The following is a 14,138-nucleotide window of genomic DNA, read 5'->3' on the forward strand; positions in this document are numbered from 1 at the left end:
TGCATAAAGAAAACAGCCGCTTTATTATTAGCGGCTGTTTTGTGTTGTATATTTTCGTTGTACTTGAAAGAGACGGATAAGTAGGAAGGCAGCGCCAAATGCTAGACCGATAATAAGACCGATCCAATAGCCTTTCGCGGCCCATTCTGTATACGTCGCTAATATGTAACCTAGTGGTAGACCTATTATCCAATAAGCAATTAAAGTCATAATTAGAGCAACATTTACATCTTTATAACCACGCAAAGCTCCTTGTACAGGGGTTGCAATTGCATCTGAAATTTGAAATAAAATTGCAAAGATAAGAAATTCTTTTGCTAAATGATGAACTTTTGCATCTGTCGTATAAATAGAAGCAATTTGATCATCAAAGAAGTAGAGAAGAATCGAATATAATAAAGCAAAGGCAAGGGCTAATCCAATTCCAATCAATCCGTATTGTTTTGCATTATCGTAACGTTTTGCTCCAACTTCGAATCCGACCGCAATAGTCATTGCCATTGCTAAACTTAGCGGAGTCATATATAACAAGGAAGCAAAGTTCATAGCTGCTTGGTGAGCTGCAATAGTTGTCGTACTAAAATTACTCATCATGAGCGTTACCGCAGCGAAAATACTCGTTTCAAAAAAGATAGCAAATCCGATAGGGACGCCAAGTTTTAAGAATGCTTTCCAACTCGAAAGAGAAGGTCGGTATAATTGTTTGAAAATGTTGAAAGAGGCAAAAGGCTCTTTCGTCTGAATAATAATGACTGTAATAATTAAAATGCACCAATATGTTGCAGTGGAAGCAATTGCTGCTCCGACACCACCAAGCTTTGGGAAACCGAAGTTACCAAAAATTAATAGGTAATTTAATATTACGTTAATTGGTAATGATAATAATGTAATAATCATCGTTGTTCGAGTTTTTCCTAATGCATCAATAAATCCACGTAAAACAGTGTAAGTGAATAAAGGTATAATTCCTATTGCGATAATACTTAAAAATTGCTCTGCAATACGTTCCACAGGTTCTTCTAAGCGCATGCCATTTAAAATAGGTGAAACGACGAAAAAACCGATGAGGATAACAACGAAGCTAGCACAAATTGCTAAATAAACTGCTTGTATGACAACGTGGGGAACGTCCTCTTTTTTCTTGGATCCAACGAGCTGTGCAACAATGGGAGTAGTAGCCATTAAAATTCCTGTTAACCCCGTACTAACTGGAATCCATATACTTGTTCCAATTGCAACACCTGCTAAATCAGTTGGACTTGCATGTCCTGACATTGTTGTATCAAAAAAACTCATCGCAAATAATGACATTTGCGTTACGAAAATCGGAAAAAATAGTAATACAAATTGCTTTAACTTTTGTGAGAATGAAGTAGTTTCTTTCATAAAATCCCCTTTCCGTATAAAAAAACAAACTCTTACTATCATACAATTTAATCAAAGATTAGAAAAGAAATACGCGCCTATAACATATGAAGCCAATAAAAAAAGGATGCACTTTGAAAAGGGATAAGGTATTATGATAAGGTGTGAAAAAATTACATATTATTTGTTATTAAGGAGGCACTACTTGTGGCTGATTGGTTAATTGGTTTAATCATGGGTGCTGTTGAAGGGTTAACAGAGTTTCTACCAGTATCATCAACAGGACATATGATTTTAACAGGACATTTAATTGGATTTGACGATGAGAGAGCGAAAGTTTTTGAAGTTGTTATCCAATTGGGATCGATTTTAGCAGTTGTTGTTATATTTTGGAAGCGTCTATGGTCGTTAGTTGGAATAGGTAAAGTAACAGACGGACCATCGTTAAATTTATTACATATTATTATCGGGATGATTCCTGCTGGGATACTTGGCGTGTTATTCCATAGCACTATTAAAGAGGTTTTATTTGGTCCAGGACCAGTTGTTATTAGCTTAGTAGCCGGTGGTATTTTAATGATTGTTGCTGAGAAGTTTTCGAAACCAAGTACAGCAAGAACGTTAGATGAAATCACATATAAACAGGCATTTACAATTGGAATGTTTCAATGTTTGGCTCTTTGGCCAGGATTTTCTCGTTCTGGTTCTACAATCAGTGGTGGTTTATTAGCTCGCGTGTCGCATACAGCGGCAGCTGAATATACGTTCATTTTAGCGGTACCGATGATGGTAGCTGCAAGTGGATTAGATTTAATTAAAAGCTGGGATGTATTAAGCTCAGCAGATATAACGCTATTTGTAACAGGATTTGTAACTGCATTCGTTGTTGCGATGCTTGCAATTGTTTCATTCTTGAAATTATTATCTCGTGTGAAACTAACACCGTTCGCTTATTATCGTTTCATTTTAGCTGCGGTATTCTATTTCTTCATTATGTAATAAAAAAACCTGCCGAGCTCGGCAGGTTTTTATTTTACTATTTTTTCCACCATATTTTCCATTACATGCTCCCAAAGAGAAGTATCATCAGCTAATGTAGCACGGAAATTAGCATACATTTCTTTTTGTTTTTCTTGGAATCTTGGATCTTCTTTTTCGGGTAATGTAGCGCGCATTGAAGTTACTAATTCTTGTACTTTTGGAGCGCGTGGTCCAAAGACGGCTTGTTCATTTCCATCTTTATCAATGAAAATAAAGATTGGAATCGCACGTGCTGTTCCATTTGTTAAATATTGATCCATTAATTCTAAGTTTTCGTCGCGAATTAATAAACTCATTTCAATATTTGCAACTTCAGAAATTCGTTTCATAACAGGTACGCATAAAAGAGCATCGCCACACCAATCAGCAGTTAATACGATAACACGCCAGCCGTCATTTTGACGTTCTTCTAATACAGGAAGTAATTCATTTGGAATTAAAAAGTTATTGTAAATGTGTAGTAGCTCGTATTGGTTTACTTGCATTTCATTCACATATGTATCAAAGGACATACCTTTATCAGCCCATTGTTGTAAGTTCATAATTAACACCTCTTTAGTAAGATTTGCTTTCATTGTACCAATTTTTATATAGAAAAGCTTGTATTCTTACTCTTTCTCGTCACTTAATAATTTATTTAAGAGGAAAAAGAATAGTACGACACATAATTCAGCTATGTTGGACATTTGTACGCTTTCTATCCAATCATCAGCAGTATGAATGACGAACCAATCTAGTGTAATTTCAATGAATGAGAAAAGAGTAATAGAAATCCAATTTGGCATGTTTTGTGTCAGTGGATATAGCAGCGCTTTGAAGAAACTGAAGATGAAAAATGTAATACTGTCTAAGAAAGTGATTAATAAAAAAAAGAGAAGTAACGCAATACGTGAACTATACTCTATACCTGTAATTTGAAAGATTCCTACATATACAAAAAATATAAATGCAAAAATTATAATGAGAAAAAGAGCAATAATACTAATGATAATCGTTTTATCTTTTAGGCTGAGATTTGAGAATCTCTCCTCCTCATGCATTAAGATACCCCTTTTTTCTGGAAGTTAACTTCATTTTATCATGAAATACATATTAAAAAACTACGAATTATGGGAAAATAAGGTGACAAAAAGTAAGATTTCATGTAAAATTATTAATAAGGTTTTTATTTAACTAAATGAAATAAAAGGAGCTGTCAAAGTTGTCTCAAAATCGAGAGCAATTAATGGAAGAACTATCGACAAATGTGTTTGCTATGTTTCGCACATTGCGTAATGATATCGGAAAAATATTTGGTGGTTACATACCGTGGAATGAATTCATCGTCCTGAGAATATTAAATCGTACGAATAAAGAAATGGTATCGCGTGTAGCAAATGAATTAAATGTGTCGAATAGTCATATTACAGCTGTTACAGAAAAATTAATTAATAAAGGTTTTGTAACTCGTTCACGTTCTACATCAGATCGCCGAGTTGTGTATTTAGAGATTACAGAACAAGGGAAAGATTTAGTTGCGAAAATGGAAGATGCGAAAAAACAATATTTACAAGAAAGATTCTCTGCACTTTCAGAAGATGAAATGAATGTAATGATTTCAATTTCCAAAAAACTTATTTAAGTGATTATAAACAAGAAAACGCTTACGTGATGAAATAGAAGATCTTCCTTATATATGGGAGGTCTTCTTTCATGTGTAATAGATGTTAAAAAATAAAATGTGTATGAAAAAAGATAGAGCGCCATACTACTAATACAAGGAAGGGAGGGAGAAATATGACGAATCGTAACGGTAGTAAAGGGAGCGGTAATCAAGGATCACCAAAGTCTGGCCAGTTTAATCAGGAATTTAGCACTGAATTTGAAACTGGTAATGATAATAAAGGGAAAGAATATCGTTCTAAAAAAGGGAGTAAATCAAAAAAGGAGTGAAATTCATCACTCCTTTTTTGATTTAAGATGCTGCCGATTGATCCGTATTATATTTTTCTTCTGATTTTGCGACAATCATTGCGCAAATTGCATCACCAGAAATGTTTACAGCTGTTCTAGACATATCTAAAATACGGTCAATACCGATAATTAAAGCGATACCTTCTACTGGTAGATTTACTTGATTTAAAACCATTGTAAGCATTACAAGTCCAACACCAGGTACACCAGCAGTACCGATACTAGCTAGTACAGCAGTTAATACGACCATAGCTAATTGCGGTAATGTAAGTTCAACTCCGTATACTTGAGCGATAAATACAGTGGCTACCCCTTGCATAATGGCAGTACCATCCATATTAATAGTTGCCCCTAGTGGTTGTACAAATGAGCTTATCGCTTTTGGAACGCCAAGCTTATCTTGTGCTGTTTTCATTGCAAATGGAAGCGATGCATTAGAGCTAGATGTACTAAATCCAATTGCCATTACTGGTCCGAAATGTTTAAAGAAACGAACAATACTTTCTTTTGCTAATACCTTTAATAAGCCGCCATATACAAAGACCCCGTGAATAATGAGTACTAACATAACGACAATCATATACTTGAACATCGCAGCGACGCCTGCAAGCCCCATTTTACCAACGGATGAAGCGAGCAAACCGAATGTTCCAATTGGGGCTAATTTCATAACGAGATTAACAAGATACATCATTAATTCGTTGCCCTGTTCAAGTAATGAATGGATACCTTGAACTCGTTTTCCTAAAATAGCTATACCGAGTCCAATCAATACGGCAAAGGCAATGATTTGTAACATGTTTCCGTCAGCCATCGCTTTTGCTGGGTTATCTGGTACGATATTTAGCAATGTGTCGACGAAAGATGTTTCAGTTTTTGCACCTTCATACTTAAGACCTTCTGTTTTAAAATTACCGCCAGCTCCTGGTTTTATAATAAGTGCAAATGTAACCGCTATAGAGATGGCAACCGCAGTTGTTACGAGAAAGAATGAAATTGATTTTAAACCGATTCTTCCAAGTTGTTTCGGATCTCCAAGGCCGGCAGCACCAAGTACGATAGAAATGAACACAACAGGAACAACTAGCATTTTAATAAGTCGAATAAACAATTGACCAATTGGGTTGAACACAAATTGATTTAGTGGCTCAAAGATAGATGGAGCAGCTAAATTTAGAGTGAGTCCAACAACTAGACCTAGAAATAATGCGATTAAGATTGCTTTTGTTTGTTTCAATAAAATCCCCCCTTTTGTTTTTGCGAAATTTCTTTCTAAAGTAATTATACCGAAAAAATACCTGATTTGACAATATTTTCTGAATTTTTCGTTTTTGTTTAAGTGTAGATAGACTGATTTTGTGTTTGGAAAATAAAATAGACCATCACATAGGATGGTCTAGGGAAGGGGACATTTTATGTCAATTTAATTAGGGATGGAAGTTGCTTTAAGACACTGGGGAATGTCTTATAAATTAGGGAGGAACAACTTCTATACATATACTATAAAAGGTAGGTGTGACTCTCATGTGAACATAGGGTGAAAGAGAGGGGGAGTTTTAAATAAAAGATAGAAAGACAAAAAATAAGACCATCATATATAAGATGGTCAAGGAAGGGGACAATTTATGTCAATTTAATTAGGGATGGAAGTTGCTTTAAGACACTGGGGAATGTCTTATAAATTAGGGAGGAACAACTTCGATACATATACTATAAAAGGTAGATGTGACCTCTGTGTGAACATAGAGTGAAAGAGAGAGGGAGTTTTAAATAAAAGATAGAAAGACAAAAAAATAAGACCATCATATATAAGATGGTCAAGGAAGGGGACAATTTATGTCAATTTAATTAGGGATGGAAGCTGCTTTAAGACACTGGGGAATGTCTTATAAATTAGGGAGGAACAACTTCGATACATATACTATAAAAGGTAGATGTGACCTCTGTGTGAATATAGAGTGAAAGAGAGAGGGAGTTTTAAATAAAAGATAGAAAGACAAAAAAATAAGACCATCATATATAAGATGGTCAAGGAAGGGGACAATTTATGTCAATTTAATTAGGGATGGAAGCTATTCAAAGACACTGGGGAATGTCTTATAAATTAGGGAGGAACAGCTTCGATACATATACTATAAAAGGTGGATGTGACCTCTATGTGAACATAGAGTGAAAGATATGGGGATTTGAAAAATAGTACATATGAAATTGTTATTGCTAGCAATATTGAGTTAGGATATAGAGTTTTCCGGCATAAAACGAAAAGGAATCTGAATATAAATAAAAGTTGTAATCTATGAAAAAAAGGATTATGCTCAACTATATTATGAGAATATAAGGTTTGTCCCAATTATTTAAGGGCTTTTAAAAAGCTTTTTATTGTATGAGGGGAAAGTTTCACTTTAATAAGGGAGTTAGTGATATGGACGTAACAAAAAAACAAGGGCTGTATAATCGTCTTATACGATTAAACCCACCACAAATATTAGCATTAGGCTTTTTCTGCTTAATTGTGGTTGGCGGTTTGTTATTAAAATTACCATTCGCAACGAAAGTACATATTAGTTGGGTAGATGCTTTCTTTACAGCAACGTCAGCAGCGACCGTAACTGGTTTGGGAGTAGTGGATACAGCAAGTACATTTACGATGTTTGGCGAAATTGTTATTATGTTTTTAATTCAAACAGGTGGTCTAGGCCTTATGACAATTGCCATTTTAATTGTTTGGGTACTAGGTAAAAAAATCGGATTACGCCATCGTTTATTAATTGGAGAAGCATTTAATCAAACAAATATAGGGGGTCTTGTAAAATTAGTAAAGCGTGTCTTTATATTTTCGATTTGTATTGAACTTATTGGGGTCATCTTTTTATCGTTTCGCTTTATTCCAGAGTTTGGTTTTGGAAAAGGTTTATACTATAGTATTTTTCATGTAATTGCATCTTATAATAATGCAGGATTTGCTTTATGGCCAGATAATTTAACAAGATATGTAGGGGATCCCATTATTAATATTGGGATTTGCTCTTTAATTGTAATTGGGGGACTCGGTTTTACCGTATTAATTGATATATGGTATAGCCGCAGTTTTCGAAAATTATCACTTCACTCAAAAATAATGATTATTGGAACAGTAGTGCTAAATATTATAGCAATGATTGTGATTTTTGTATTGGAATATAATAATGTGAAGACGTTAGGGAATTTATCTTTAAATGAAAAACTATGGGCTTCCTTCTTTCAAGGTATTACTCCGCGGACAGCTGGATTTAATACGGTTGACTATGGAGGTATGGAAGAATCATCTATATTATTTACGATGATTTTGATGTTTATTGGTGCAGGAAGTGTATCGACAGGTGGAGGAATTAAATTAACGACGTTTGTTATCTTAATTACATCTGTCCTTTCTTTCTTTAGAAAAAAGGAGGAAATTGTTTTATTTCAGCGTACAATTAAAATGTCGACAGTAACGAGGGCCTTAGCGATTGCTGTTGCCAGTCAAATACTTATTTTAGCAGCGGTATTCATATTAATGCTTACAGAAAACTTCAGCTTTATTCAATTATTATTTGAGACAATATCAGCGTTTGGCACAGTCGGATTAACGATGGGAATTACTGCAAAGCTATCGGCATTCGGAAAATGTATTATTATGTTTGTTATGTTCTGCGGATTAATTGGACCATTAACACTTGTGTTCTCTTTAGCGCGACCAGCAAAACAAAAAATAAAATATCCATCGGAAGATGTGTTTACAGGGTAAGGTATCCCGCGTTAAGCGAGATACCTTTTTCTTTTTTAGAACAGGGAGAACAATAGACCAATAAGTGCTACTCGGAATAAAATTGCGATAAGTGCAGCAATTCCACCGACAACTGCAGCGATACCGCCAGTTACAGTAGCTCCGCGATTATAAGCGTAAATACCGAGTAAAACAGAAACAAGACCAAATAGTGTTGGAAATGTAAACAGCGATAAGATAGATAGCGCAAGAGCAATAAAACCAGCAGTTGATCCAGCAGCGGACGATTTTACAACATCTTTATCGTCTTTATCATTGTAATCATAATCAATGCGTTGTGGTGCAACCTCAGCGGCGTACTCTTCTTTATAGTCACTATAATCACTATCTATTCTATCTTTTCTTTTATAATCATCAAATTTCTCAGTCAAAGTCATGACTCCTTTCATAACAAGGTTCAATAGTAGTATGTATCTCTTTTTCTTTTTTATCCCGCTATTTGTGAGAGTCGAGCTACGTACACATCCCACTGATTAAAGTTTCACTATACCGGAGCATGTACAGGGAGTAGTATCTTTTAAAAGGAGGAAAATGTTTTCTTGAAATAGGAAAAGTTAGTATGACTTCCTCTATTTTGGAAAATATAAAAAGGAATAATGAGGAAAGGGTGCAATACATAATGGAACATCCAATTGAAAATTTAATGAAAACGGCAATGACAAATTTAAAAGAAATGGTAGATGTAAATACAATTGTTGGGAGCCCGGTTTCAACAGCTGACGGAAATGTAGTATTAACAGTATCTCAAGTGGCTTTTGGTTTTGGAGCTGGTGGAAGTGATTTTAAAGGGGATTTCATTACTGAAAAACATAACGGTGGGCAAAATCAGCATAAAGAGAACAAACAAGGGCATCCATTTGGAGGAGGAAGCGGGGCTGGGGTTTCCATTAGTCCAGTAGCTTTTTTAGTAGTTGGTTCTAATGGAGTGCAAGTATTACATCTCAACAGCAGTACACATTTAATTGAAAAGGCTTTAAATACTGTACCAAGCACTGTAGATAAATTTGTGAATGGTCGTCAAAAGTGAACTTGCATTTTTTAGGAATTATGATATATTAGAAAAAGTGCGCTTTAGGATGATCGGAATAATTGAAATGTAAATATATATGATGTGTGGAATAAGGGAGAGGAATTTATGATTAATATCAAAAACTTAGTAGTTGGCTTATTTATGTTAGTAAGCGGCTTTGTTGTATATGTAATAAAAGAAAAAGCTCCATTCTAAAACAGACAAACCGTTAATGTCTGTTTTTAATTTGCGGAAAAATATTGACAAGTTATTGTATTGGTGTTAGAATTTTAATTCGTGTCTCGGTTACAGCTAGTGTAAAGTAAATATCTCTTATGAATGCAATACGAAAAGTTTGCGAAAGATCGGGTAATTTTATCAACAACTTTTGTGAACAAACCCTATAAATTGTATTTGTAAGCTATATATGTATACTAGTGAATCAAGGAGCGGTCAGTGGAACCGTAATGATGAGAGAGAGGTAGGGCTTTCATCCAGTATATGTTACTTTCCCGTTAGGTGAATATAAAAAAGAGGACTCCTTTTAAAAGGAGTCCTCTTTCATTTTTTAAGTGCGACTTTCAACTTGTTGACAAATTTCATCCGTTGTTAAACCGTGAGCTGTAATGACTGATCCTTTAATTGATGTATCTGCAATGCCCATCACATTAGAATCTTGCCCAGTTACAACGCAACAATCACAACCTTGTGCATCCTGTTCTGAGTTAAGTGTAACAACTTCATGACCTTGTTGCTGAAGAGCTTGTTGAACGTCTGTTAATGAGTTTTCAACGCCAATTCTAGCCATAATTCTCACCTCCTACCATCTAATTGCTAGTATGCTCAAGTTCACTGCATTTATGAAAAGACGGTAGGAAGTAAATCTTTGTTTAGTCGTTATATACGCCAGTAAGCATTTGACTAACGAATTGATCGTTTAATGTATCTTGGGCAGAAGAAGTATTTGAATGGATGTCGATTGAAGCAATAAAATGATTATGTTCTTGCGTATTTGGTTCTACCTCTACGTAATTATCGAATTTACAAAAACCTTTCGTATCCATTAGATCAAATAATTGCAGCATTTCTACTACCTCTTGTCTCGTTCCTTTAATTTGTACACACGCCATATTTATTTCCTCCTTCATTTTGACAAATTGTTTTTTAAAAATAGGATTATGATTACGAAATGAAAAATATGAATGTTATTTTTAGACAGCGCTATTTTTGTTATTTTCCCCCTTTTTCAGCAAAAGTCGTTATATATTCCCGGATTTATAAAATCGGACGTCCGTTTATTGAATACAATAGATTCGCATCAATTGATGAAAATCCTTCTTTTAAACAAATATTTTTTTAGTGGAAATTGGCGAAAAAAATTTTTTGACTTTTTGTAAACGTTAACAATGTTGTTAAATCAATATAAGTAAAGAAGTACGTACGATTAAAAATTATAAATTTTCTAAAAATTCACTTGATTTATTTAGAAAGGAGAGTAAACTAGGAAACAATAAAAAATTCATAGAACATAGGAGGCGCTTCTAGTGAATGAGCAATGGATTTTCTTAAATGGAGAATTTGTTCCAAAAGATGAGGCAAAAGTTTCAGTATATGATCATGGCTATTTATATGGCGATGGAGTGTTTGAAGGAATTAGAGTTTATAGCGGTAATGTTTTCCGTTTGAGAGAGCACCTTGTCCGGTTGTATGAATCAGCAAAATCAATCCTTTTAGAAATTCCATATTCATTAGATGAAGTAACAAATATTGTTGTTGAGACGATTCGACAAAATAAATTATCTAATGGATACATTCGCCTTGTTGTATCAAGAGGAGCAGGAAATCTTGGATTGGATCCCGATTCATGTAAGAAGCCGAATGTAGTAGTAATTGCAGAACAATTATCTTTATTCCCACAAGAATATTATGAGAAAGGGATTCCAGTTGTAACAGTTGCAACGCGCCGAAATCGTCCCGATGTTTTATCCCCTCAAGTAAAATCTTTAAATTACTTAAACAATATTTTAGTTCGTATTGAAGCGAAATTAGCTGGAGTACAAGAAGCACTTATGTTAAATGATCAAGGATATGTAGCTGAAGGCTCAGGAGATAACGTGTTTATTGTTAAAGGAAATAAATTAATTACACCACCAAGTTCTGCTGGAGCGTTAGAAGGTATTACACGAAACGCCATTTTAGAAATCGGCGAAAAACTTGGATATGACGTAAGAGAAGAGTTATTTACAAGACATGATGTATATGTAGCTGATGAAGTGTTTTTAACAGGAACAGCTGCTGAAGTTATTGCTGTTACGACAGTAGATGGTAGAACGATTGGCTTAGGGCAAACAGGTCCACATACGAACCGTTTATTAGAAGAGTTTCGTAAGTTAGTTGTAGAAGATGGAGAGAAAATTTACGAAGAAAATAAAGTTGGATAACAACTTTTTTAACATAAGAAAGCGTTGATAGGGAGGAGTAGTTGATTGTGAAGCCTCACAGAGAGTCGGTGGTTGCTGAAAACCGATGGTTCACGTCGACGAACATCGCCCTTGAGTGCTAAGCTAAAGCATTTGTCTAGGCTTAGACGGTAGCTCCGTTATTAGCTAGATCCATTTATGGATCACTGAGGCAAGAGTATTCTTGCAAAGAAGGGTGGTACCGCGAAATCTTTCGTCCCTTCAGCACATAGCTGGAGTGTGGACGTAGGATTTTTTTATTGTATAAAAGTTTGAAAAAGGGGGCTTATAAGAACAATGTCTTCAAAAACGGAAGAGAAACTGGAAACTGGTGCACAGCTATTGTTAGAAGCGCTAGAAAAGGAAGGCGTAGAAGTGATTTTCGGTTATCCGGGTGGTGCCGTTTTACCTCTCTATGATGCATTGTATGATTGTGAAATTCCGCATATTTTAACAAGGCATGAGCAAGGGGCAATTCACGCTGCTGAAGGGTATGCCAGAATTACAGGGAATCCAGGGGTTGTAATTGCAACGAGTGGACCAGGTGCTACAAATGTAATTACGGGTCTAGCTGATGCGATGATTGATTCATTGCCACTTGTAGTATTTACAGGCCAAGTAGCAACAACGTTAATTGGGAGCGATGCTTTTCAAGAGGCAGATATTATGGGACTTACGATGCCAGTGACAAAACATAACTATCAAGTGCGAAAGGCCTCAGATTTACCTCGAATTATTAAAGAAGCATTTCATATTGCTAAAACAGGAAGACCAGGACCAGTCGTTATTGACCTTCCGAAAGATATGGTAGTCGAGAAAGGTGAGCGATGTAGCAATGTACAAATGGATTTACCAGGATATAACCCTAATTATGAACCGAATCTACTTCAAATAAACAAATTACTACAAGTAATTGAAACCGCAAAAAAACCGTTAATTTTAGCTGGAGCGGGTATATTGCATGCGAAAGCTTCGAAAGAATTGACAAGTTTTGCTCGTAAATATGAAATCCCTGTTGTGCATACATTACTTGGACTTGGTGGTTTTCCACCAGATGATGAACTATTTCTAGGGATGGGGGGAATGCACGGTTCTTATACAGCCAATATGGCGTTATATGAATGCGACTTACTCATTAATATAGGCGCGAGATTTGATGATCGTCTTACTGGAAATTTAGCTTTTTTTGCTAAAGGGGCGACTGTTGCACATATCGATATTGATCCAGCAGAAATCGGGAAAAATGTGCCAACAGAGATTCCTATTGTTGCAAGTGCTAAGCAGGCGTTAGAAGTATTGCTTCAATCAGAAGGAAAGAAAGAAAATCATCATGAATGGCTATTTTTATTAAAGAATAGAAAAGAAAAATATCCATTCTCTTATAAAAGAAATTCTGAAAGTATTAAACCTCAATATGCGATTGATATGCTATATGAAATTACGAAAGGAGAAGCGATTGTAACAACAGACGTTGGGCAACATCAAATGTGGGCAGCACAATACTATCCGTTGAAAAATCCAGATAAATGGGTAACTTCTGGCGGATTAGGAACGATGGGGTTCGGATTTCCAGCAGCAATCGGTGCGCAAATTGCAAAGAGAGATGAACTAGTTATTGCAATTGTTGGTGATGCTGGGTTTCAAATGACTCTGCAAGAATTAAGTGTATTAAAAGAACACGCTTTACCCGTTAAAGTATTTATTTTAAATAATGAAGCTTTAGGAATGGTAAGACAATGGCAAGATGAATTTTACAATCAAAGATATTCACATTCTTTATTGCCATGCCAACCAGATTTCGTCGCTCTTGCGAATGCGTATGGTATAAAAGGTGTTCGTATTGACGATCCACTTCTTGCAAAGAAGCAAATCCAGCATGCGATCGAATTACAAGAGCCAGTCGTAATCGATTGTCGTGTACTTCAATCAGAGAAGGTTATGCCGATGGTTGCACCAGGAAAAGGTGTTCACCAAATGGAGGGAGTGGAAAAAGGGTGAAGAGAATTGTTACAGCGACAGTTCGAAATCAAAGTGGTGTGTTAAACCGAATTACAGGGGTTATGACACGAAGACATTTTAATATTGAAAGTATTTCAGTAGGTCATACAGAATCATCAGATATATCGCGAATGACGATTGTTGTACACGTTGAAAGTGAACAGCAAGTTGAGCAGTTAATTAAACAACTTCATAAGCAAATCGATGTTCTGAAAGTATCAGATATTACAGAAGAAGCAATGATTGCTAGAGAGCTTGCTCTTATTAAAGTAGCAACTTCTGTAGCGAGGGCAGAATTATATAGTTTAATTGAACCATTTCGAGCCGCTGTAATAGATGTTGGGAAGGATTCCATAGTTGTGCAAGTAACAGGTACGCAAGATAAAGTAGAAGCGTTAATTGAATTACTTCGTCCATACGGTTTAAAAGAAATTGCTAGAACAGGTGTAACAGCATTTACACGTAGTATGAAAAAACAAGATAAGCAAGTTATGTTAATTCAATAATC

At 35.4% G+C, this 14,138-nt stretch carries 16 protein-coding genes and 1 other annotated feature; of the genes, 9 read left to right on the plus strand and 7 right to left on the minus strand.

The features are described 5' to 3' along the window. Positions 1-27: 27 nt before the first annotated feature. A complete protein-coding gene (locus M1D73_RS06905) occupies positions 28-1,386 on the minus strand; it encodes an MATE family efflux transporter (RefSeq protein WP_121868154.1) in 1,359 nt (452 codons plus the stop codon). Positions 1,387-1,572: 186 nt separating this feature from the next. On the opposite strand from M1D73_RS06905, the gene uppP reads away from it, so the two are divergent. Then, complete coding sequence (gene uppP, locus M1D73_RS06910) at positions 1,573-2,364, plus strand: bacitracin resistance undecaprenyl-diphosphatase (RefSeq protein ID WP_000796253.1); 792 nt, start codon at positions 1,573-1,575, stop codon at positions 2,362-2,364. A gap of 29 nt (positions 2,365-2,393) precedes the next feature. Here the strand turns inward: uppP and M1D73_RS06915 are convergent, their stop codons facing one another. Together M1D73_RS06915 and M1D73_RS06920 are read right to left on the minus strand one after the other, a co-directional pair. Then, positions 2,394-2,981, minus strand: a complete 588-nt coding sequence (locus tag M1D73_RS06915) for a thioredoxin family protein (protein ID WP_121868155.1) — start codon at positions 2,979-2,981, stop codon at positions 2,394-2,396. A 33-nt stretch (positions 2,982-3,014) separates the two neighbouring features. Next, entirely contained in the window at positions 3,015-3,446 is a 432-nt protein-coding gene (locus tag M1D73_RS06920) for a YrvL family regulatory protein (RefSeq protein ID WP_121868156.1), read from the minus strand. 161 nt (positions 3,447-3,607) lie between these two features. Between M1D73_RS06920 and M1D73_RS06925 the strand changes: the two genes are divergently transcribed. Beyond that, positions 3,608-4,027 (plus strand): MarR family winged helix-turn-helix transcriptional regulator, encoded by a 420-nt coding sequence (locus M1D73_RS06925; RefSeq protein ID WP_000081432.1) that lies wholly within the window; start codon positions 3,608-3,610, stop codon positions 4,025-4,027. Positions 4,028-4,182: 155 nt separating this feature from the next. Further along, the gene (locus tag M1D73_RS06930) at positions 4,183-4,338 is read left to right on the plus strand and encodes a hypothetical protein (RefSeq protein ID WP_000184928.1); all 156 of its coding nucleotides are present in this window, start codon (positions 4,183-4,185) and stop codon (positions 4,336-4,338) included. A 22-nt stretch (positions 4,339-4,360) separates the two neighbouring features. On the opposite strand, the gene M1D73_RS06935 is transcribed toward M1D73_RS06930, so the two are convergent. Then, the gene (locus tag M1D73_RS06935; RefSeq protein WP_000814802.1) at positions 4,361-5,596 is read right to left on the minus strand and encodes a dicarboxylate/amino acid:cation symporter; all 1,236 of its coding nucleotides are present in this window, start codon (positions 5,594-5,596) and stop codon (positions 4,361-4,363) included. 1,185 nt (positions 5,597-6,781) lie between these two features. Between M1D73_RS06935 and M1D73_RS06940 the strand changes: the two genes are divergently transcribed. Next, a complete protein-coding gene (locus M1D73_RS06940) occupies positions 6,782-8,125 on the plus strand; it encodes a TrkH family potassium uptake protein (protein WP_000383524.1) in 1,344 nt (447 codons plus the stop codon). A gap of 35 nt (positions 8,126-8,160) precedes the next feature. Here the strand turns inward: M1D73_RS06940 and M1D73_RS06945 are convergent, their stop codons facing one another. Next, positions 8,161-8,535 (minus strand): hypothetical protein, encoded by a 375-nt coding sequence (locus M1D73_RS06945; protein WP_000136542.1) that lies wholly within the window; start codon positions 8,533-8,535, stop codon positions 8,161-8,163. A gap of 188 nt (positions 8,536-8,723) precedes the next feature. On the opposite strand from M1D73_RS06945, the gene ytfJ reads away from it, so the two are divergent. Together ytfJ and M1D73_RS06955 are read left to right on the plus strand one after the other, a co-directional pair. Continuing rightward, a complete protein-coding gene (ytfJ, locus tag M1D73_RS06950; protein WP_000204234.1) occupies positions 8,724-9,191 on the plus strand; it encodes a GerW family sporulation protein in 468 nt (155 codons plus the stop codon). 108 nt (positions 9,192-9,299) lie between these two features. Further along, the gene (locus tag M1D73_RS06955; protein WP_000608227.1) at positions 9,300-9,389 is read left to right on the plus strand and encodes a hypothetical protein; all 90 of its coding nucleotides are present in this window, start codon (positions 9,300-9,302) and stop codon (positions 9,387-9,389) included. A 352-nt stretch (positions 9,390-9,741) separates the two neighbouring features. Here M1D73_RS06955 and M1D73_RS06960 read toward each other — a convergent pair whose 3' ends face one another. Both M1D73_RS06960 and M1D73_RS06965 read right to left on the minus strand, forming a co-directional pair. Then, positions 9,742-9,981 (minus strand): YkuS family protein, encoded by a 240-nt coding sequence (locus M1D73_RS06960; protein ID WP_000101022.1) that lies wholly within the window; start codon positions 9,979-9,981, stop codon positions 9,742-9,744. Between the two features lie 82 nt (positions 9,982-10,063). After that, a complete protein-coding gene (locus M1D73_RS06965) occupies positions 10,064-10,303 on the minus strand; it encodes a DUF3911 family protein (RefSeq protein WP_000752514.1) in 240 nt (79 codons plus the stop codon). Positions 10,304-10,717: 414 nt separating this feature from the next. On the opposite strand from M1D73_RS06965, the gene ilvE reads away from it, so the two are divergent. The 3 genes from ilvE (at position 10,718) to ilvN (ending at position 14,136) form a co-directional block, all read left to right on the plus strand. Then, positions 10,718-11,614, plus strand: coding sequence for a branched-chain-amino-acid transaminase (ilvE, locus tag M1D73_RS06970; RefSeq protein WP_001005486.1), 897 nt, complete (start codon positions 10,718-10,720; stop codon positions 11,612-11,614). 15 nt (positions 11,615-11,629) lie between these two features. Continuing rightward, positions 11,630-11,857 (plus strand) — a binding site (T-box leader). A gap of 72 nt (positions 11,858-11,929) precedes the next feature. Then, the gene (gene ilvB, locus M1D73_RS06975; protein WP_000095878.1) at positions 11,930-13,630 is read left to right on the plus strand and encodes an acetolactate synthase large subunit; all 1,701 of its coding nucleotides are present in this window, start codon (positions 11,930-11,932) and stop codon (positions 13,628-13,630) included. Then, a complete protein-coding gene (gene ilvN / locus M1D73_RS06980; protein WP_000822952.1) occupies positions 13,627-14,136 on the plus strand; it encodes an acetolactate synthase small subunit in 510 nt (169 codons plus the stop codon). Before ilvB ends, ilvN begins: the two co-directional genes overlap by 4 nt. Positions 14,137-14,138: the final 2 nt, after the last annotated feature.

Source organism: Bacillus sp. PK3-067 (genome assembly GCF_056738645.1).